The organism is Bacillus sp. L381, from assembly GCF_030284525.1.
Classification (GTDB): domain Bacteria; phylum Bacillota; class Bacilli; order Bacillales; family Bacillaceae; genus Bacillus; species Bacillus amyloliquefaciens.
The window spans coordinates 106,550-126,084 of sequence record NZ_CP127224.1 but is presented as its reverse complement, the minus strand read 5'-3'; the positions used below and the strand labels follow the sequence as shown (position 1 = coordinate 126,084).

At 44.8% G+C, this 19,535-nt stretch carries 21 protein-coding genes and 2 other annotated features; all 21 genes read right to left on the bottom strand.

Annotation, left to right across the window (positions count from 1 at the left end):
* Positions 1–50 precede the first annotated feature (50 nt).
* Positions 51–3,632, bottom strand: a complete 3,582-nt coding sequence (gene rpoB / locus QRX25_RS00685) for a DNA-directed RNA polymerase subunit beta (protein ID WP_065980556.1) — start codon at positions 3,630–3,632, stop codon at positions 51–53.
* Between the two features lie 243 nt (positions 3,633–3,875).
* Positions 3,876–4,481 (bottom strand): class I SAM-dependent methyltransferase, encoded by a 606-nt coding sequence (locus QRX25_RS00680; protein ID WP_065980555.1) that lies wholly within the window; start codon positions 4,479–4,481, stop codon positions 3,876–3,878.
* Positions 4,482–4,572: 91 nt separating this feature from the next.
* Positions 4,573–4,944, bottom strand: a complete 372-nt coding sequence (gene rplL / locus QRX25_RS00675) for a 50S ribosomal protein L7/L12 (protein ID WP_045927006.1) — start codon at positions 4,942–4,944, stop codon at positions 4,573–4,575.
* 41 nt (positions 4,945–4,985) lie between these two features.
* The gene (rplJ, locus tag QRX25_RS00670) at positions 4,986–5,486 is read right to left on the bottom strand and encodes a 50S ribosomal protein L10 (protein WP_065980554.1); all 501 of its coding nucleotides are present in this window, start codon (positions 5,484–5,486) and stop codon (positions 4,986–4,988) included.
* A 63-nt stretch (positions 5,487–5,549) separates the two neighbouring features.
* Positions 5,550–5,692, bottom strand: a sequence feature (ribosomal protein L10 leader region).
* A gap of 48 nt (positions 5,693–5,740) precedes the next feature.
* The gene (gene rplA, locus QRX25_RS00665; protein WP_045514073.1) at positions 5,741–6,439 is read right to left on the bottom strand and encodes a 50S ribosomal protein L1; all 699 of its coding nucleotides are present in this window, start codon (positions 6,437–6,439) and stop codon (positions 5,741–5,743) included.
* 94 nt (positions 6,440–6,533) lie between these two features.
* Positions 6,534–6,959, bottom strand: coding sequence for a 50S ribosomal protein L11 (gene rplK, locus QRX25_RS00660; RefSeq protein WP_003156430.1), 426 nt, complete (start codon positions 6,957–6,959; stop codon positions 6,534–6,536).
* 167 nt (positions 6,960–7,126) lie between these two features.
* Positions 7,127–7,660 (bottom strand): transcription termination/antitermination protein NusG, encoded by a 534-nt coding sequence (nusG, locus tag QRX25_RS00655; RefSeq protein WP_013350804.1) that lies wholly within the window; start codon positions 7,658–7,660, stop codon positions 7,127–7,129.
* 165 nt (positions 7,661–7,825) lie between these two features.
* Positions 7,826–8,005 carry a preprotein translocase subunit SecE gene (gene secE / locus QRX25_RS00650; RefSeq protein WP_003156422.1) on the bottom strand — a complete coding sequence of 60 codons (180 nt, stop codon included), beginning with the start codon at positions 8,003–8,005 and terminating at the stop codon, positions 7,826–7,828.
* Between the two features lie 32 nt (positions 8,006–8,037).
* Complete coding sequence (gene rpmG, locus QRX25_RS00645) at positions 8,038–8,187, bottom strand: 50S ribosomal protein L33 (protein ID WP_003156421.1); 150 nt, start codon at positions 8,185–8,187, stop codon at positions 8,038–8,040.
* 89 nt (positions 8,188–8,276) lie between these two features.
* Entirely contained in the window at positions 8,277–8,933 is a 657-nt protein-coding gene (gene sigH, locus QRX25_RS00640; protein ID WP_014469614.1) for an RNA polymerase sporulation sigma factor SigH, read from the bottom strand.
* A 62-nt stretch (positions 8,934–8,995) separates the two neighbouring features.
* Complete coding sequence (gene rae1 / locus QRX25_RS00635) at positions 8,996–9,508, bottom strand: ribosome-dependent mRNA decay endonuclease Rae1/YacP (RefSeq protein WP_013350802.1); 513 nt, start codon at positions 9,506–9,508, stop codon at positions 8,996–8,998.
* A 6-nt stretch (positions 9,509–9,514) separates the two neighbouring features.
* Entirely contained in the window at positions 9,515–10,264 is a 750-nt protein-coding gene (rlmB, locus tag QRX25_RS00630) for a 23S rRNA (guanosine(2251)-2'-O)-methyltransferase RlmB (protein ID WP_007615230.1), read from the bottom strand.
* Positions 10,248–10,679, bottom strand: coding sequence for a Mini-ribonuclease 3 (locus tag QRX25_RS00625; protein WP_045514065.1), 432 nt, complete (start codon positions 10,677–10,679; stop codon positions 10,248–10,250). Before QRX25_RS00625 ends, rlmB begins: the two co-directional genes overlap by 17 nt.
* Positions 10,680–10,683: 4 nt before the next feature.
* Entirely contained in the window at positions 10,684–12,084 is a 1,401-nt protein-coding gene (gene cysS, locus QRX25_RS00620) for a cysteine--tRNA ligase (RefSeq protein WP_065980552.1), read from the bottom strand.
* Positions 12,081–12,734, bottom strand: a complete 654-nt coding sequence (cysE, locus tag QRX25_RS00615; RefSeq protein ID WP_003156410.1) for a serine O-acetyltransferase — start codon at positions 12,732–12,734, stop codon at positions 12,081–12,083. The genes cysS and cysE overlap by 4 nt, the downstream gene beginning before the upstream one ends.
* Before the next feature lie 75 nt (positions 12,735–12,809).
* Positions 12,810–13,043: a binding site (T-box leader), on the bottom strand.
* 2 nt (positions 13,044–13,045) lie between these two features.
* Positions 13,046–14,497: a glutamate--tRNA ligase gene (gltX, locus tag QRX25_RS00610; protein ID WP_045514062.1), complete on the bottom strand. Its 1,452-nt coding sequence runs from the start codon at positions 14,495–14,497 to the stop codon at positions 13,046–13,048.
* A gap of 91 nt (positions 14,498–14,588) precedes the next feature.
* Entirely contained in the window at positions 14,589–15,065 is a 477-nt protein-coding gene (gene ispF / locus QRX25_RS00605) for a 2-C-methyl-D-erythritol 2,4-cyclodiphosphate synthase (protein WP_013350796.1), read from the bottom strand.
* Positions 15,058–15,756: a 2-C-methyl-D-erythritol 4-phosphate cytidylyltransferase gene (gene ispD / locus QRX25_RS00600; RefSeq protein ID WP_212101613.1), complete on the bottom strand. Its 699-nt coding sequence runs from the start codon at positions 15,754–15,756 to the stop codon at positions 15,058–15,060. Before ispD ends, ispF begins: the two co-directional genes overlap by 8 nt.
* Before the next feature lie 13 nt (positions 15,757–15,769).
* Complete coding sequence (locus tag QRX25_RS00595) at positions 15,770–16,870, bottom strand: PIN/TRAM domain-containing protein (RefSeq protein ID WP_013350794.1); 1,101 nt, start codon at positions 16,868–16,870, stop codon at positions 15,770–15,772.
* Positions 16,871–16,983: 113 nt separating this feature from the next.
* A complete protein-coding gene (disA, locus tag QRX25_RS00590; RefSeq protein WP_014469611.1) occupies positions 16,984–18,066 on the bottom strand; it encodes a DNA integrity scanning diadenylate cyclase DisA in 1,083 nt (360 codons plus the stop codon).
* Positions 18,067–18,069: 3 nt separating this feature from the next.
* Positions 18,070–19,449 (bottom strand): DNA repair protein RadA, encoded by a 1,380-nt coding sequence (radA, locus tag QRX25_RS00585; protein ID WP_065980549.1) that lies wholly within the window; start codon positions 19,447–19,449, stop codon positions 18,070–18,072.
* Between the last annotated feature and the right edge of the window lie 86 nt (positions 19,450–19,535).

Below are 19,535 nucleotides of genomic sequence, written 5' to 3'. Positions count from 1 at the left end.
CCTTTTTATCTTCGGATTAACCGATGTCACTTGCCTTTATCAATCAGAGACTATTCTTTTGTTACTGCGTCACGTTCAACGTCTGGAGATGCTGTTTCTTCCGGCGCTTCATCACCTGATAATGCAAGGCCGTCAGCTTGTTTCGCATCTTCTTCGTCTTCTAAATCTCTCATTTCTATTTCTTCTTCATCACTTGAGAGGATTTTTACGTCCATACCTAAGCTTTGAAGCTCTTTGATCAATACTTTGAATGATTCCGGAACACCAGGCTCTGGAACATTATCGCCTTTGACGATGGCTTCATATGTTTTCACACGTCCGACCACGTCATCGGACTTCACAGTCAGGATTTCTTGAAGCGTGTAAGCTGCGCCGTAAGCTTCAAGCGCCCAAACCTCCATCTCACCGAAACGCTGTCCGCCGAATTGGGCTTTACCGCCGAGAGGCTGCTGCGTAACAAGTGAGTAAGGGCCTGTAGAACGGGCATGAAGTTTATCATCAACCATGTGTGCCAGTTTGATCATGTACATGATTCCGACAGATACACGGTTGTCGAACGGTTCTCCCGTACGGCCGTCATAGAGAACTGTTTTAGCGTCTCTTGACATGCCTGCTTCTTCAAGTGTTTCCCACACGTCTTCTTCACGCGCGCCGTCAAATACAGGTGACGCGATGTGAATGCCGAGGTAGCGGGCAGCCATACCCATGTGAAGTTCTAATACCTGACCGATATTCATACGTGATGGTACACCCAGCGGGTTAAGCATGATATCGATCGGCGTGCCGTCAGGAAGGTAAGGCATATCTTCTTCAGGAAGAATCTTCGAGATAACCCCTTTATTTCCGTGACGTCCGGCCATTTTATCCCCTTCAGAAATCTTACGTTTCTGAACGATATATACGCGTACAAGCTGGTTCACTCCCGGAGGAAGTTCGTCTCCGTCTTCACGGTTGAAGACTTTTACGTCGTGGATAATTCCGCCGCCGCCATGAGGCACACGGAGAGAAGTATCACGGACTTCACGCGCTTTTTCTCCAAAGATTGCATGCAGAAGGCGCTCTTCAGCCGTAAGCTCAGTTACACCTTTAGGCGTTACTTTACCTACGAGAAGGTCTCCGTCGTGGACTTCCGCACCGATACGGATAATTCCGCGGTCATCAAGGTTGCGAAGCGCATCTTCCCCTACGTTTGGAATATCGCGGGTGATCTCTTCCGGTCCAAGCTTTGTATCACGTGCTTCTGATTCATATTCTTCAATGTGAATAGATGTGTATACATCATCTTTCACAAGGCGTTCACTCATGATGATGGCATCCTCATAGTTATAACCATCCCATGTCATGAAGCCGACCATTACGTTGCGGCCTAGAGCAAGTTCACCCAGCTCCATTGAAGGGCCGTCAGCAAGGATTTCTCCTTTGACTACTTCATCACCGACACTGACGATCGGACGCTGGTTGTAGCACGTACCTTGGTTGGAGCGGACAAATTTCAGCAAGCTGTACTTATCCAGGTTGCCTTTTACTTTTTGACCGTCAATTTCTTCATAGCGGCGCACCCATACGTTTTTCGCTTCCACCCGTTCAACGATACCAGGGTGTTTACAAATAACGGCTGCACCGGAGTCTTTACCGGATACGTATTCCATACCCGTTCCGACGATCGGAGCTTCCGGCTGCATCAAAGGCACAGCCTGACGCTGCATGTTCGCTCCCATGAGGGCGCGGTTCGAGTCATCGTTTTCCAAGAACGGAATACATGCTGTCGCAGCAGATACAACCTGTTTAGGAGATACGTCCATGTAATCCACGCGGTTGCGGGCTACAACGGTGTTTTCCCCTCTGAAACGGGCTACGATGCTGTCATCCAAGAAAGAACCGTCATCGCTCAGCTTAGCGTTCGCTTGGGCTACGACATAGTTATCCTCTTCATCAGCAGTCAGGTAGTCGATTCTAGGCGTTACTTTTCCTGTTTCAGGATCAACGCGGCGGTATGGTGTCTCAATGAAACCAAAGCGGTTTACTTTCGCAAATGATGACAATGAGTTGATCAAACCGATGTTCGGGCCCTCAGGCGTTTCGATCGGACACATACGTCCGTAGTGAGAGTAGTGAACGTCACGTACTTCCATACCTGCACGCTCACGCGTCAAACCGCCCGGTCCGAGAGCTGACAGACGGCGTTTATGCGTCAATTCAGCAAGCGGGTTCGTCTGATCCATGAATTGAGAAAGCTGTGAGCTTCCGAAGAACTCTTTAATAGACGCAATAACAGGTCTGATGTTAATCAGCTGCTGCGGCGTAATTGTGTTTGTGTCTTGAATTGACATTCTTTCACGTACGACACGTTCCATCCGGCTTAAACCGATACGGAATTGGTTTTGCAGGAGTTCACCTACAGAACGCAGACGGCGGTTTCCGAGATGGTCGATATCATCAGTGTCGCCCACTCCGTGCAGGAGGTTGAAGAAGTAGCTGATAGAAGAAATAATATCAGCAGGCGTAATGTTCTTAATCGCCTCTTCAATGTAAGCATTGCCGATCACGTTGATCGTCTGCTCTCCTTCTGCATCAGTAGGAGCATAGATTTTAATGGATTGAAGCATCACTTCATCCTCGACTACGCCGCCGTTAGGATAAAGTTTTCTGAAGCCGATTCCATTTTCTAAGTATGGCAGTACTTTATCAAGTGTTCTTCTGTCAAGAATTTGCCCTTTTTCAGCGAGAATTTCACCGGTTTCAGGATCCACCAATGTTTCTGCAAGGCGCTGGTTAAACAGGCGGTTCTTGATATGAAGCTTTTTATTAATTTTATAGCGTCCTACATTCGCAAGGTCGTATCGCTTCGGATCGAAGAAACGGGAATCCAGTAAGCTCTTTGCGTTTTCTACTGTAGGCGGCTCTCCGGGACGAAGACGCTCATAGATTTCAAGAAGCGCTTTGTCACTGTTTTCAGTGTTGTCCTTATCCAGTGTATTGCGGAGATATTCGTTCTCTCCAATGAGATCGAGAATCTCTTGGTCGGAACCGAAGCCGAGAGCACGCAAAAGAACCGTAACCGGCAACTTACGTGTGCGATCAATGCGGACATACACAACATCTTTCGCATCAGTTTCGTATTCTAACCATGCGCCACGGTTTGGAATGACAGTCGCGGTAAAACCTTTTTTACCGTTTTTGTCTACTTTACCACTGAAATATACACTTGGAGACCGAACAAGCTGAGATACGATAACACGTTCTGCACCGTTGATGATAAAAGTACCGGTATCTGTCATAATAGGGAAATCACCCATGAAGACATCCTGGTCTTTTACCTCTCCAGTTTCTTTGTTAATTAAACGAACCTTCACTCTTAGCGGAGCTGAGTAAGTCACATCACGTTCTTTTGACTCTTCAACGGGATACTTAGGATCTCCTAAACTGTAGTCAATGAACTCAAGAGAGAGGTTACCAGTGAAATCCTCAATTGGTGATATGTCTTGAAACATCTCTCTAAGACCCTCATCAAGAAACCACTGATAAGAAGAGGTTTGAATTTCAATGAGATTTGGTAATTCTAACACTTCGCTAATGCGAGCATAGCTTCTGCGCTGGCGGTGTCGTCCATACTGAACTAGTTGACCTGTCAACTGATTCACCCCTCAAATCATGCGTATTATATGTGTAATAAGCATCTCTTACAATGAAGAAATACTTTTACAAGACAAAAGAAAAAAGGGTTTCTAATTAAGAAAACCACATCCAAAAACAAATACCGATTTTATTAGCATTTCCATGTTTGTATAATTTATACATGCACTATGATTATTCAGCATATCATGCAAAATATATACATTGGCATTTTACAATATTAACATAGCTGAAAATTCAAGTCAAACTTTTTTTGCTTTTATGATATAATAGCCTTTCTTTTTTTGAATGACAGAAACTTCGTCAAAAAGTTCCTTCAGTTTTTCAACGGCAGAAGGCCCGCCCTGTTTTTTCTGTATAACGATCCACAATTCACCTGAAGCCCTTAAATGCTCAGCGCTTTTTTCAAAAATGGCATGGACAACTTTTTTTCCGGCGCGGATTGGGGGGTTTGTAATAATCGAAGCAAATGTTTGAGCAGAATCAATGTTTGAAAATAAATCACTCTGATATATCCGAACGTTTTTTATTCCGTTTTTTTCTGCATTTTCATTTGACAGCTCTACGGCTCTTTCATTCACATCAATCATGTGTACGGTCCGGTCTGTAAATTCACCGGCAAGCGACAGACCAATCGGGCCGTAACCGCAGCCTGCATCCAGGAAGTCACCGTCAATCTCAGGCTCTTCAAACGCTTCAATTAAGACACGCGAACCGAAATCAACTTCCTTTTTTGAGAAAACGCCGCTGTCACTTGTGAATGTATAAGATCTGTTCCGCAGTGTAAATGACCATGTCTGTTTATCGCTTTTAACTGAAGGTTTTTCTGAATAATAGTGTTCACTCATTATTAGAACCTCCTTTTTTAATTGCACTTAAAGAAAAGCAAAGAAAAAGCCCGCCTCATAAAAGCGAGCTTCCCCTACAGGCAAGTGAAGATTACTTAACTTCTACAGAAGCGCCAACTTCTTCAAGTTTAGCTTTAAGCTCTTCAGCTTCTTCTTTCGCAATACCTTCTTTAAGTGGTTTTGGAGTGTTGTCAACAAGTTCTTTAGCTTCTTTCAAGCCAAGACCAGTGATTTCACGAACAACTTTGATAACTTTGATTTTCTGAGCACCTGCTCCAGCAAGGATAAGGTCGAATTCGCTTTGCTCTTCAGCAGCGCCGCCAGCAGCAGCTCCGCCAGCTACAGCTACAGGAGCAGCAGCAGTTACGCCGAATTCTTCTTCGATTGCTTTTACTAGGTCGTTCAATTCAAGTACAGTCGCTTCTTTAACGGAAGCAATGATTTCTTCGATATTTAAAGCCATTTGAAATTCCTCCATTTGTTTTATTTTAGGGTAAAATCAGATTAAGCGCCTTGTTCTTCCTTTTGGTCTGCAACTGCTTTAGCTGCAAGTGCAAGGTTGCGAACTGGAGCTTGAAGTACGCTAAGCAACATAGAAAGTAAGCCTTCGCGTGAAGGAAGTTCAGCAAGAGCTTTCACTTCTTCAACAGAAGATACTTTTCCTTCGATAACGCCCGCTTTGATTTCCAGAGCTTCGTGATTCTTCGCGAACTCGTTAAGAACTTTTGCCGGAGCGACAACATCTTCAGTACTGAATGCGATCGCATTCGGTCCAGTTAAGACATCATTCAAACCATCAAGTTCAGCTTGTTCAACCGCACGGCGAGTCATTGTGTTTTTGTACACTTTGAACTCTACGTTAGCTTCGCGAAGCTGTTTACGGAGTTCAGTTACTTCAGAAACGTTAAGTCCGCGGTAGTCAACGATGATCGTTGATTTGCTTTCTTTCAGTTTAGAAGCAATCTCTTCAACAACAACTTTTTTTGTTTCAATTGCGCTGCTCATGGTTACACCTCCTGTAGATTTTGTGTAACACTTATACCGCTAGGTGATCACGACTGTGACGACGATTCCATATAAAAAGCCTCCATGTGGACATGGAGGCTGTATATACAAGCATACGTAACGTAATAGCTGTGATATATATACACCTCGGCAGGATATTAAGCCACAACGGCCCCTGCTGTCTACGGTATAAATGACATATTATATTTTACAACATTTTGAATCATATCAGAATGCTGATCTAAAGTCAAATATTATTTTACGTTGAAAGTAGAAGCGTCTACTTTGACACCAGGGCCCATAGTAGAAGTAACGGCAACGTTTTTCACGTAAACACCTTTAGCCGCAGCCGGTTTTGCTTTCAGGATTGTATCATACATTGTTGTGAAGTTCTCAACAAGTTTTTCATCCTCGAAAGAAACTTTTCCGATTGGAACATGGATGTTACCAGCTTTATCAACGCGGTATTCAACTTTACCAGCTTTGATTTCGCCGATTGCTTTTTCTACTTCGAATGTAACAGTTCCTGTTTTAGGGTTTGGCATAAGACCTTTTGGTCCAAGCACACGGCCGATTTTACCGACTTCACCCATCATGTCAGGAGTCGCAACGATTACATCAAATTCGAACCAGCCTTGCTGGATTTTCGTGATGTAATCAGAATCGCCTACGTAGTCTGCACCGGCAGCTTCAGCTTCTTTTGCTTTTTCGCCTTTAGCGAATACAAGCACACGCTGAGTTTTACCAGTTCCGTTAGGAAGAACGACTGCACCGCGGATTTGCTGATCGTTTTTACGAGGGTCAACCCCTAAACGAAAAGCAACTTCAACTGTAGCGTCGAATTTAGCTGTGTTTGTTTTTTTAGTAAGCGCCACTGCTTCAGCGACGTCGTAAGCTTTTGCACGGTCTACAAGCTTCGCAGCTTCAACGTACTTTTTACCTTTTTTAGCCATTTTAAAATTTCCTCCTTATGTGGTTATAGCGGAATAACCTCCCACGAATAAGGGTTGCGAACTTGTGAAAACTCGCAACCCGACAAGAAACAAATTAATCCTCGATAACGATACCCATACTGCGGGCAGTACCTTCAACCATGCGCATTGCCGCTTCAACGTCTGCTGCGTTTAAGTCAGGCATTTTCGTTTCAGCGATTTCGCGAACCTTATCGCGCTTAACGGTTGCCACTTTATTACGGTTTGGTTCACCAGAACCAGACTCAATTCCAGCTGCTTTTTTAAGCAATACTGCAGCAGGCGGAGTTTTTGTAATAAATGTAAATGAACGGTCTTCGTAAACCGAAATTTCAACAGGAATGATTAAACCAGCTTGGTCAGCTGTACGAGCGTTAAACTCCTTACAGAATCCCATGATATTTACACCGGCTTGACCTAGTGCAGGTCCAACTGGCGGCGCTGGGTTAGCTTTTCCAGCAGGAATTTGCAATTTTACAACTTTTACTACTTTTTTAGCCACGAGACACACCTCCTTAAGTCCGTGATGTGGTAATAGGGTAAACCCTCCCACTCAAGGTTTCATTCTTTATATGAATGACGAAATATCAAGCTAGCTGCCTTGGATTAGTCCAAGACGTACCTTTGCTATATTATCATTAATATATAGCAATTTCAAGTTTTTTCACATTACAATTTGTCGATCTGGGTAAATTCCAGTTCAACAGGCGTTTCACGGCCGAACATGTTAACGAATACTTTCACTTTGCTCTTATCATAATCAATCTCTTCAATTGACCCTGTAAAGTTGGCGAATGGTCCGTCTATGACTTTGACTGTCTCATTCAATTCAAAATCAATGTCGGTTTTCCGCTCGTCCATGCCCATCCGTTTTAAGATGGCTTCCGCTTCGCCGGGTAAAAGCGGAGTCGGTTTTGAGCCTGAACCCGCTGATCCGACGAATCCGGTAACGCCCGGCGTGTTGCGGACCACATACCATGAATCATCAGTCATGACGATTTCAACAAGCACATAACCCGGGAACACTTTCTTTTTGACTACTTTTTTCTTGCCGTTCTTAATATCAGTCTCTTCTTCTTCAGGAACGACCACGCGGAAAATTTTATCCTGCATTCCCATTGATTCCACACGTTTTTCAAGGTTTGCTTTTACTTTGTTTTCATAACCGGAATACGTATGAACAACATACCAATTCTTTTCCATTCTATCAGGACTCTGCAGTCCTTCCCTCCCCGCATTTAAAAATGAAGTGTAAAACAAAAAATAGGCTCAGAGCCTATGAATCCTTTTTTTCAACACAATAAAAAACCCGCTGAACGGGTTTTGGCAAACGATATTATGATCTATTATAGCACGTATTGCTGATCATTATTCAACTATTAAACGAATTAATTGAGAAATTCCTGTATCAAGGAGGGCAAAAAAGATAACAAAAAAGATAACCGTTGAAATCACCGTGATCGTATAGCGCGTTAACTCTTTGCCTTTTGGCCAGCTAACCTTTTTCATTTCTTTCCCAACATCTTTAAAGAAACTCATCATGCGCATGTAAAAGACCTCCACAATTTAAAAAGCGAACACTATTTTGTTTCTAAATGAGCCGTATGTGAATTGCAAGTGCTGCAGTACTTCTTAACTTCTAACCGCTCAGCCGCTGATGCAGAGCTTTTCATTGTCGTATAATTACGATTTCCGCATGTTTTGCATGCCAGCGTAATCTTTTTTCTCATATCGTTACACCTTTTCCTAAATAGACATTCATTTATCTTAATAAAATAGCACAGTCAGAAAAATTCTGTCAATATGACACAGAAACCCGCTACATGCTGATTTCTCTTATTTCTAAATACTTCTCAAGCTTGCGCTTCACGCGCTGCAGGGCATTATCGATTGATTTTACGTGTCGGTTTAAGTCATCTGAAATTTCTTGGTAACTTCTTCCGTCTAAATACAAAACAAGCACCTTTCTCTCCAGATCGCTCAGCAGTTCTCCCATTTTCATTTCAATATCATCAAATTCTTCCTGATTAATAATCATTTCTTCAGGATTTAACGTTTTAGCGCCCGAGATGACATCAAGCAGTGTTCTGTCTGATTCTTCATCAAAAATAGGCTTGTCTAAAGAAACATAGGAATTTAAAGGAATGTGTTTCTGACGGGTAGCTGTCTTTATAGCGGTAATAATCTGGCGGGTAATGCATAATTCTGCAAAAGCTTTAAATGAAGTGAGCTTGTCCTCTCTAAAGTCTCGGATAGACTTATATAAGCCTATCATCCCTTCCTGTACAATATCTTCTCTGTCAGCCCCTATTAAAAAATAAGACCTGGCTTTCGCCCGTACGAAATTACGGTACTTCGTAATCAAGTAATCTAACGCATCACTATCCCCAACATGAACCTTTTCAATGACCTGCTCGTCCTCCAACTGGCAAAACTGCACTTTGTTGAATTTTCCCTTGTTGTTCTGTAGATTCACTGCGATCCCCCCGGCGCACGTAGATAGAAATATTATACATTAATGGGCGAAAAAGCGTCAACCTAATCCAGGCCGCCGCGACGCCACTTTTCAAACGTTTTCAAAACCTCTTCGGACAGCTCGATTTTACCCGGGGGTTTTTCGGAAGTGATCTTTGAAACCCGTCTTTGAATCCGGCGTTCTATCGCATCAACTTCCCTCAGCAGCTCCCGGGCGGATTTGCGGAGAGCCCCTTGTCCGAAAATCGCCCACTGCTCCGTGTAATCGGAGGTCGCGACATGAATCTGTGTCGCGATATTATTCAGCGCCTGGGCAAGCTTCTCGATCCGCTCATCCGCCGTTTCATTCTCCCGTGTGAAAATCACTTCGACTCTGTGATTCGTGTGTTTTTTCTCTATGCCTTTTACCAGATGCGCGTCAAACACCACAATGACTTTGATTCCCGTGTATGACTGATATTCCGCCATCTTCTGAATCAGCACATCTCTCGCTTCTTCAAAACTGTTCGCTTTTAAATCCTTTAGCTGCGGCCAAGCTCCTATCATGTTGTATCCGTCTACTAATAGGATGTCCATCGGTCTTTATTCCCCTAAAGGATTTCGTTTCCGGTAGACTTCATACATCAGAAGGCCGGCCGCTACCGACGCATTCAGAGACGTGACTTTTCCGGCCATCGGAAGTTTAATGAGAAAATCACATTTCTCTTTCACAAGGCGGCCCATTCCTCTGCCTTCGCTTCCGATAACAAGCGCCAAAGGCATCTTGCCGTCCATAGAGCGGTAGTCTTCCCGGGCGGATGCATCCGTTCCGACGACCCAAATGCCCCGCTCCTTCATTTCATCAAGTGTCCGGGCAAGGTTGGTCACCTTCACGACGGGAATGTGTTCAATGGCACCGGTCGATGCTTTTGCGACCGTCGCAGTCAGTCCGACCGCTCTGCGTTTCGGAATAACGATGCCGTGTGCGCCGACGGCATCAGCCGTTCTCATGATAGACCCGAGATTATGAGGGTCTTCCAGCTCGTCCAATATGAGAAAGAAAGGCTGTTCGTTTCTCTCTTCCGCTCTTTTATATAATTCGTCTAATTGTGCATATTCATATGCAGCCACCTGGGCGACAACTCCCTGATGCTGCCCCTCCACCATCTGATCGAGTTTTTTCCTCGGTACAAATTGAATGGTGACGCCGCGCTTTTTAGCAAGCTCCATCACCTGCTGCGCCTGTCCTTTTACTGTGTTTTCCGCCATCCATAACTTGTACAGCTTGCGATCTGACTTTAACGTCTCAATCACCGCGTTTTTTCCTATGACGTAATCATGTTGCTGACTCATTTGTTTTCCTCCCTGACGTCCCGACTTGTAAAGCCTCAGTAATCAGCTGATTCAGTCTTTCTTCTCTTTTCTCAAGAAAAAGATATCCGAGCAAAGCCTCAAAAGCTGTACTATGGCGGTACGTCTGTACATCTGTGTTTTTAGGTGTCGTCCCTGATTTCGCGTTTCTTCCTCTTCTCAGCACGGCTTCCTCTTCTTCCGTGAAAAAGGATTCGTCCTGAAGGCGGAACAGAATGTCTGCCTGTGATTTTGCCGATACAATCCGGCTTGCTTTCTTATGAAGGTCATTCGGTTTCGTATGGCCCTGCTTAAGCAGGTGATGCCGGACATATATTTCAAAAATGGCATCACCCATATAAGCGAGCGCAAGACCGTTTAACTGCTTTGAATCTTTGATTTGTTCAAATTGAAGCATCCGCTTACTCTCCCCGCTTCCAGCGAGTTCCCTGAGCCGTATCCTCAAGAATGATATTCATGCTTTTCAGCTGATCGCGAATCTGGTCGGATAAAGCAAAATCGCGATTGCGGCGGGCTTCATTTCTCTTCTCAATCAATTCTTCAATTTCTTCATCGACAAGCTCTTCTTCGCCGAGCGTAAGTCCGAGAACAGATCCGATTCTGTCAAACATGCTGATAAAGGCTTTAATGACGTGATCCGCCGTATTGTCCTCCTGCATGTAGTAGTTGGCGAGCTTCGCTAAATCAAACCAAACGGAAATCGCATTCGCCGTATTAAAATCATCATCCATTGCTTCTTCAAATGCCGTGCGGTGCTCTTCGATCTTAGCGAGCCACTCCTCGTCATTGTCAGTCAGATTTGTACTGCTGTTCAAACGATGGTTTAAATTACTGTAGGCCGTCTTCAAGCGGTTAAACGCATTTTTTGTTTTCTCAAGCAGCTCCTCCGAATAGTTGATCGGGTGGCGGTAATGAACGGACAGCATGAAAAATCTCAGCAGCTGCGGGTCATATTGCTTAATGATATCGTGCACCAAAACAAAGTTGCCGAGCGATTTTGACATTTTCTCATTATCTATATTGATATAACCGTTGTGAAGCCAGTATTTTGCGAATGTCTTGCCTGTCAATGCTTCGGATTGCGCGATTTCATTTTCATGGTGCGGGAATGTCAGGTCCTGACCGCCGGCATGAATATCGATTTCGTCACCCAAATACTTTTTCACCATTGCGGAGCATTCAATATGCCAGCCCGGGCGGCCTTTTCCCCAAGGGCTATCCCATGAGATTTCTCCGTCTTTGGCGGCTTTCCAAAGAGCAAAATCCAGCGCATCCTCTTTCTTCTCACCGACACGGATACGTGCGCCTGATCTGAGTTCATCAATTGATTGCTGAGAAAGCTTGCCGTAGCCTTCGAAGGCTCTTGTTTTGAAATAGACGTCGCCTTCTGATTCATAAGCGTAGCCTTTTTTAATCAGCTCACTGACAAATTCAATAATGGCGTCCATGTTCTCCATGACCCGAGGGTGAAGATCTGCTTTCCGGCATCCGAGGGCGCCCACGTCTTCAAAATACGCTTTAATGAACCGCTCAGAAACGGTCGGAACGTCCTCGCCGAGCTCGTTGGCGGCTTTAATCAGTTTGTCGTCAACATCGGTGAAATTCGATACATATTGAACGTCGTACCCTTTATACTCCAAATAGTTGCGTACAGTATCATATACAATCGCCGGACGGGCGTTTCCGATATGAATATAGTTGTATACAGTCGGTCCGCACACGTACATTTTCACTTTTCCTTCCTCGAGAGGAACGAATGTTTCTTTTTTCCTTGTCAATGTATTATAAAGTGTAATGGTCATTTTTGGTTGATCCTTTCTTTTTTATCTTCCAGTTCAGCCTGCAGCTCAAAAATCTGCTGCTCCAATGCTCTAAACCGGTCAGCAACCGGATCGGGCAAGTCTTGGTGATTGAGATCGCGTTTGATCTTTCTTCCGTTCTGAATGACGACTTTTCCCGGTATGCCGACAACGGTTGAAAAGTCGGGAACATCACGCAGCACAACGGAGCCGGCTCCTACTTTAGAGCCTTGCCCGACTGTTATAGAGCCGAGCACCTTCGCCCCTGTTGCAATTAAAGCATCATCTTTAATGGTCGGATGCCGCTTTCCCTTTTCTTTTCCCGTTCCCCCGAGAGTGACACCTTGGAAAACCGTCACGTTATTGCCGATTTCACACGTCTCCCCTATGACGACCCCCATACCGTGGTCAATGAAAAATCTTCTCCCGATGGTCGCGCCGGGATGGATTTCAATACCGGTAAAGAAACGGGCAATCTGTGATATCAGCCGCGCAAGGAAGAAAAATCTCCGTTTATATAAAGCATGTGCAATCCGATGCGCCCATATAGCATGTAAACCAGAATAAGTTAAAACAACTTCGAAATAGCTTCTTGCTGCCGGATCTTGATCGAACACTGTATCTATGTCTTCTTTTAGCATTTTAAAAAACACATGCTTCCCCCCATTCTCTCCCCGCTCCAGTCTATTTTTCCGCCTATAAAAAAAAGCGCCTCTGCATGTAAACATGACAGAGACGCTTTTACCGCGCGGTTCCACTCTGTTTGAAAAACAAAACGCTGTTTTCCCAACTTAAAAGCCGGTAACGGCGGCGGCCGCCTTTAAATACTGATTTCCGCAGAAATGTTCTTCAAAGGTCTTAAGGGCGCACTTCTAAAACATGACGCATGAATCTCTCTCAGCCGATGAAGATTCTTTCTGTAATGGTCATTGTTTTATACTCTTCCCTGTCAACAATCGTATATTTAGATGCTTTTCAGTCGTTTTACGGCTGTTTCTCTTCCGATCAGCTCAATGGCCTGCGGAAGCTCAGGACCGTGTGTCTGGCCGGTAACCGCTACACGGATCGGCATGAACAGCTTTTTGCCTTTATGGCCTGTTTCTTTCTGAACAGCTTTAATTGAGGCTTTGATCTGCTCAGGCGTAAATTCTTCAAGCTCTTCAAGTTTCGCAGCAAATGCGCTGAGCACTTCAGGCACCTGTTCTTCTTCCAGAACGGCTTTTGCCTCTTGATTATACTCGATTTCATCCTTAAAGAACAAATCAGTCAGCTCGACAATTTCAGCGCCGTAGCTCAATTGCTCATGATAAAGAGAGATTAACTTACGCACCCATTCCTGCTCTTCGGCAGAAAGCTCAGTACCGACTTTTCCTGCTTTTTGCAGGTGAGGAAGAGTCAGCTCAACAACTTGATCAAGATCCAGCGCTTTGACATATTGGTTGTTGACCCATTTCAGTTTATGCATATCAAACAGAGCCGGTGACTTAGATAAACGATTCACATCAAAAATTTCAATAAATTGCTCTCTTGTGAAGAGCTCCTCTTCACCGACAGGAGACCAGCCGAGAAGTCCGATAAAGTTAAACAGCGCTTCAGGCAGGTAACCCAGCTCTTCATACTGCTCAATAAACTGGATAATGGATTCATCACGCTTACTTAATTTTTTGCGGCTTTCGTTTACGATAAGCGTCATATGACCGAATACAGGAATATCCCAGCCGAACGCCTGAAAAATCATGATCTGTTTCGGTGTATTTGAAATATGGTCTTCACCGCGGAGCACATGCGTCATTTTCATTAAGTAATCGTCAATTGCGACGGCAAAGTTATACGTCGGTGTTCCGTCTTTTTTGACGATGACAAAATCGCCGATACCGTCTGATTCAAAAGAAATCTCACCCTTTACGATATCGTTAAAAGCGATGATTTTCCCTTCCGGCACGCGGAAACGGATGCTCGGCTGTCTGCCTTCGGCTAAAAACTGCTCCTGCTCTTCCTGAGTCAGGTTTCTGTGTTTGCCGGAATAGCGCGGCATTTCACCGCGGGCGATTTGCTCTTCACGTTCTTTTTCAAGTTCTTCTTCCGTACAGAAACATTTATAAGCAAGCCCTTTTTCAAGAAGCTCTTCATAGTATACTTTGTAAATGTCGTTACGCTCAGACTGGCGGTACGGGCCGTACTCTCCGCCGACATCCACACTTTCATCCCAGTCCATGCCGAGCCATTTCAAATAGTTAAGCTGGCTTTGCTCTCCGCCTTCAATATTTCGCTTTTTGTCCGTATCCTCAATCCGGATAATAAACTTTCCGCCTTGGCTGCGGGCAAATAAATAGTTAAAAAGCGCCGTTCTGGCGTTACCGATATGCAAATGTCCGGTCGGACTCGGTGCATAGCGAACGCGTACTTCATTTCCCATGTTCAAATACTTCCTTTCATCTCGTCTGTAGCCTCTAGCCGAATATATGTATCTATTCTACCACCAAATAGACCGGGCATCAAAACAATGATCAGGCTTTTTGGATCAGAACGGTCGCCTGAGCGGCAATTCCTTCGGCTCTTCCGGTAAACCCGAGCTTTTCTGTCGTTGTCGCTTTTACATTTACTTGAGAGACGTCTGCCTCAAGGCCTTCCGCTATTCGTTTTCTCATAGCATCAATATGCGGAGCCATTTTCGGCTTTTGCGCAATAATCGTGCAGTCTATATTTCCGAGTACGTATCCTTTTTCTTTGACAATATTCCAGACATGCTGAAGCAGCTTAAAAGAATCCGCATCCTTGAATTCCGGATCAGTATCCGGGAAATGCCTGCCGATATCTCCTTCACCTACCGCTCCAAGGCACGCGTCTGCGACTGTATGAAGCAATACATCCGCATCAGAATGGCCGAGCAGCCCTTTTTCATAAGGTATTTCAATTCCGCCGATGATGAGAGGACGGCCTTCCGTTAATTGATGCACATCAAATCCTTGTCCGATTCTAAACATTATGATTCCCACTTTCCGCTTTCATGATTGCTTCCGCTGTTATCAGATCATCCGGCGTTGTCAGCTTAATATTGGTATAGCTGCCTTCAACGATACTCACCTGATATCCGTCAAGCCGCTCGACGAGACTGGCGTCATCCGTACCTAAGAAGCCTGTATTTTCCGCCTCCATATGCGCCTTCTTCAGTAAAGAAAGACGAAAAGCCTGCGGCGTTTGAACGGCCCACAAGCTTGAACGGTCAAAGGTCTCCGCAACCCGGGAGCCTTCCGCCCGTTTTATCGTATCTTTCACAGGAACAGCCAGGACAGCCGCTCCCGCCTCCTCTGCTGTTTCAACGAGCTTATCGATATGCTGATGCGTGACAAACGGGCGCGCACCGTCATGAACAAGGACGACGGACTCTTTATCAATCACTTTCAATCCTTCATATACACTGTGCTGACGCTCCGCTCCGCCGGTGACAAGCTCAACTTCCGTTTGGATCGAAAATTGGGCGAGCAGCTGACGAAAATCTTTCCGTTCACTTTCATTGATCACCAGGATTATTTTCTTACACGGGCCGTGGCTTTCAAAAACCCGCAGTGTGTGTATAATAACAGGCGCACCCTTTAAGCTGATGAACAGCTTATTTTTTCCGGCCTTCATCCGTTTCCCTTGTCCGGCAGCCGGAATGACTACGACATACTCCATCATTAACTCCCTCTTAAAGAGCCTTCTCAAGCAGCTTAGGCTTGGCAAAAATCATCCGCCCCGCTGCTGTCTGCAGTACGCTGGTTACAAGCACATCAATATGTTTCCCTATATAATTGCGGCCTTCTTCCACAACGATCATCGTTCCGTCATCCAAGTAAGCCACACCTTGATTATGCTCTTTCCCGTCCTTAATCACCTGCACATTCATCTCTTCACCCGGAAGCACAACCGGCTTCACGGCGTTCGCAAGGTCATTAATATTCAGTACCGCAACCTTCTGAAGCTCACATACTTTATTTAAATTAAAATCATTCGTCACAACGACGCCGGATGTCAGCTTCGCAAGTTTGACAAGCTTGCTGTCAACCTCCTGAATGTCTTCGAAGTCGCCTTCATAAATTTCAACGGTAATATCGAGTTCTTTTTGAATGCGATTCAAGATATCCAGTCCGCGGCGTCCTCTGTTACGTTTTAAAACATCTGAAGAATCGGCGATATGTTGTAATTCCTCCAGCACAAATTGAGGAATGACAATGACTCCTTCTAAAAAGCCCGTCTGACAAATATCTGCAATTCTCCCATCAATAATAACACTTGTATCCAAGATTTTCAGCCTTTTCTCCTGTTCCTCCTGCTCCTCATCGCCGCTTCCCTTTTTCTTCTGCATTCTTGCAGAAATGGAGAACAGGCTGATCAGTTCATCCTTTTTCTTAAATCCGACCTGAAAGCCGAGATAACCGAGAAAGAAAGCCAGAAAGACCGGGATGATGGTGCTGAATATACGGTACGGAATATTGTCCAGCGGAATCACGTTTACAATGAGATATGCGATGATAAGTCCAAAAACCAATCCGAGACTTCCGAATAACAGATCCGGCACCGGAGCTCTCAGCAAAGAATCTTCAATCCATTTTACCCAATTAATCACATATTCTGTCGTCCATATACTGATGAGAAAAAAGATAATAGCACCAATTGCAGCAGACGTATATGCGTTTGTTATTAAAGGTATGTCCTGTATATTTGACAGTACAAACAATTCAGGTATTAAAAAGATACCGACAACGCAACCCACAATAATGAAGAACGCCTGAACTATTCGTTTTAACATACCCCCACCTCCTTTTAAGTAGCATTTTTCAGCAGACTGTCAAAGCCTACAAATATCAGAATAAACAAAAACTAACAATAATATACCCGGATTCCGACAGGTTTAAGCGATACTTAAAGCTGTCTATCTATATAGTGTTTTTCTTGGAGGCGTTTTAAACCTTTTTTGATTTTTTGGGCGCGCACCTCACCGATACCTTCAACATCATCCAGCTCTTCGGCTGTGGCTTCCGTTATGCTTGGCAAAAATCCGAACGCCTCAACCACATTTTCAACAATCGGCATCGGCAGACGCGGAATTTTGTTCAGCAGCCTGTATCCCCTCGGCAGGACATAATCATCGAGATTGGTAGAAGCGGGATATCCAAGCAGCTTAAACAGAATGGAATCATCAAGCAGATCATAGCTGGACATATCCTGAAGCTCTTTTAACAGCACGAACGGATCTTTGATTTTTTCTTTTACATAGTCTTTGATGAAAAGAGCCGCTTCTTCTTCCATATCCGTAATCAGTTCAATCACCTGCAGACGGATTAAGTGGCCTTCCGTTCCGAGTTCTTTAATATACATGTTGATTTCATTTTTTATACGGAGCACCATTTCATATCGGTGCATGACGGACAGCACGTCACTGAATGTCACAAGCTCCTCAAACTCTAATGCGTTTAAAGCTGTAATCGTTTTGTCTAAAATAGTTTTATACTTCTCAAGCGTTTGAATGGCCTGGTTAGCCTTTGTTAAAATAAAGCCTATGTCCTTTAGTGTGTACTTCATGCTGTCCTGGTATAACGTAATGACATTTCTGCGTTCAGAAATGGCTATGACGAGACAGCCGGTCTGCTTCGCCACCCGTTCCGCCGTACGGTGCCTCATTCCCGTTTCTGAAGAAGAAATGGTCGCCTCCGGCATAAGCTGCGTATTCGCATAAAGAATTTTCTGGCCGGAATCACTTAAAATAATGGCTCCGTCCATTTTGGCCAGCTCGTATAAGTGAGCGGGCGCAAATGATGTATTAATATGAAAACCGCCATCCACGACTTGTTTTACCTTATCGTTGTATCCGACAACAATCAGGCCGCCTGTATTTGCCCGAAGTACATTTTCTATCCCGGCTCTGAGCGGAGTTCCCGGTGCAACGAACTGCAGGATTGCAGACAGGTCAAGCTCTTGTTTCGCCCCTTTTTTCTCTTTTTCCATCTATTATGATCCTCCTAATGAAGTACGAAGCGCTTCTGCAACATTTGCTACTCCGACAACCTCAATCCCTTTTGGTATTGTCCATCCGTCTGTATTCGCCTCAGGTATGACCATACGCTTGAAGCCGAGCTTCGCCGCTTCTTTTACGCGCTGTTCGATTCTTGACACTCTGCGGACTTCTCCTGTCAGACCCACTTCACCGATAAAGCAATCTGCAGGATTTGGCGGTGTATCTCTGAAGCTTGAAGCAATGCTGACGGCTACTGCTAAATCAATCGCCGGTTCATCCAGTTTGACCCCGCCGGCGACTTTTAAATACGCGTCTTGATTTTGAAGCAACAGCCCCACCCGCTTCTCAAGCACGGCCATGATTAACGACACCCTGTTGTGGTCAATTCCTGTAGCCATGCGGCGCGGATTTCCGAAGCTGGTCGGTGATATGAGCGCCTGGATTTCAACTAAGATCGGTCTCGTACCTTCCATTGACGCAACGATACTCGAACCCGAAGCCCCGGCAGAACGCTCTTCTAAGAAAATTTCAGAAGGGTTCAGCACTTCTGTAAGCCCTTCTTCCCGCATTTCAAAGATGCCCATTTCATTTGTTGAGCCGAAACGGTTTTTTACAGCCCGCAAAATACGGAATGTATGGTGCCGCTCTCCTTCAAAGTATAGAACCGTATCGACCATATGCTCAAGCAATCTCGGTCCTGCGATCGATCCTTCTTTTGTGACGTGTCCGACGATAAAAATAGGTATGCCGTTTGTTTTCGCGATTTTCATCAATTCGGCCGTACACTCTCTTACTTGTGATACACTGCCGGGAGCTGAGGTGATATCACTTTGGTAAACGGTCTGAATGGAGTCTACGACAACAAAAGCGGGTTTCATCTCTTGTATAGCAGACGAAATATACTCCATATCGGTTTCAGATAAAACATGTAACAATTGGCTGTTGATTCCAAGTCTGTCGGCGCGCAGCTTCGTTTGCTTCACAGATTCTTCCCCAGAGATGTAAAGCACGCTGCCGGCCGTGTCTGCTAATTGTGCGGATACTTGAAGAAGGAGCGTTGATTTTCCGATGCCGGGATCGCCGCCGATTAATACTAACGAACCCTTCACAACTCCGCCGCCAAGCACTCTGTTGAATTCTTCGAGCTTGGTTTGAACGCGGGGTTCTTCTGATGTTTCAATTGATGTAATGGGTGATGGTTTCTGGACGGTTTGAACGGAGTGGGAGAAAGCCGCCCGCCGATTCGCCGGCGCTTTTTTTATGGTTTCTTCCACCATTGTATTCCAAGCCCCGCAGCCCGGGCACTTTCCCATCCATTTTGCGGATTCATAACCGCATGAGTGGCAGATGAATTTTGTTTTTGATTTAGCCATATACGCTGTAAGACCTCTTCCTTATCGAATATTTCTCTATATAACAAAGTGAGGCATACACTCGCTTACGTATGCCTCATGTTTGT

Bases quoted from the DNA above. Each gene is read 5' to 3' on its own strand.
- rae1 (WP_013350802.1), bottom strand. From the start codon at position 9,508: ATGGACATCCTATTAGTAGACGGATACAACATGATAGGAGCTTGGCCG.
- rpmG (WP_003156421.1), bottom strand. From the start codon at position 8,187: ATGAGAAAAAAGATTACGCTGGCATGCAAAACATGCGGAAATCGTAAT.
- cysS (WP_065980552.1), bottom strand. From the start codon at position 12,084: ATGACCATTACACTTTATAATACATTGACAAGGAAAAAAGAAACATTC.
- nusG (WP_013350804.1), bottom strand. From the start codon at position 7,660: ATGGAAAAGAATTGGTATGTTGTTCATACGTATTCCGGTTATGAAAAC.
- ispF (WP_013350796.1), bottom strand. From the start codon at position 15,065: ATGTTTAGAATCGGACAAGGATTTGATGTGCATCAATTAACGGAAGGC.
- rplJ (WP_065980554.1), bottom strand. From the start codon at position 5,486: ATGAGCAGCGCAATTGAAACAAAAAAAGTTGTTGTTGAAGAGATTGCT.
- gltX (WP_045514062.1), bottom strand. From the start codon at position 14,497: ATGGGAAATGAAGTACGCGTTCGCTATGCACCGAGTCCGACCGGACAT.
- ispD (WP_212101613.1), bottom strand. From the start codon at position 15,756: ATGGAGTATGTCGTAGTCATTCCGGCTGCCGGACAAGGGAAACGGATG.
- QRX25_RS00625 (WP_045514065.1), bottom strand. From the start codon at position 10,679: ATGCTTCAATTTGAACAAATCAAAGATTCAAAGCAGTTAAACGGTCTT.
- disA (WP_014469611.1), bottom strand. From the start codon at position 18,066: ATGGAAAAAGAGAAAAAAGGGGCGAAACAAGAGCTTGACCTGTCTGCA.
- secE (WP_003156422.1), bottom strand. From the start codon at position 8,005: ATGCGCATGATGAGTTTCTTTAAAGATGTTGGGAAAGAAATGAAAAAG.
- QRX25_RS00595 (WP_013350794.1), bottom strand. From the start codon at position 16,870: ATGTTAAAACGAATAGTTCAGGCGTTCTTCATTATTGTGGGTTGCGTT.
- rplA (WP_045514073.1), bottom strand. From the start codon at position 6,439: ATGGCTAAAAAAGGTAAAAAGTACGTTGAAGCTGCGAAGCTTGTAGAC.
- QRX25_RS00680 (WP_065980555.1), bottom strand. From the start codon at position 4,481: ATGAGTGAACACTATTATTCAGAAAAACCTTCAGTTAAAAGCGATAAA.
- radA (WP_065980549.1), bottom strand. From the start codon at position 19,449: ATGGCTAAATCAAAAACAAAATTCATCTGCCACTCATGCGGTTATGAA.
- rlmB (WP_007615230.1), bottom strand. From the start codon at position 10,264: ATGAGTCAGCAACATGATTACGTCATAGGAAAAAACGCGGTGATTGAG.
- rplL (WP_045927006.1), bottom strand. From the start codon at position 4,944: ATGGCTTTAAATATCGAAGAAATCATTGCTTCCGTTAAAGAAGCGACT.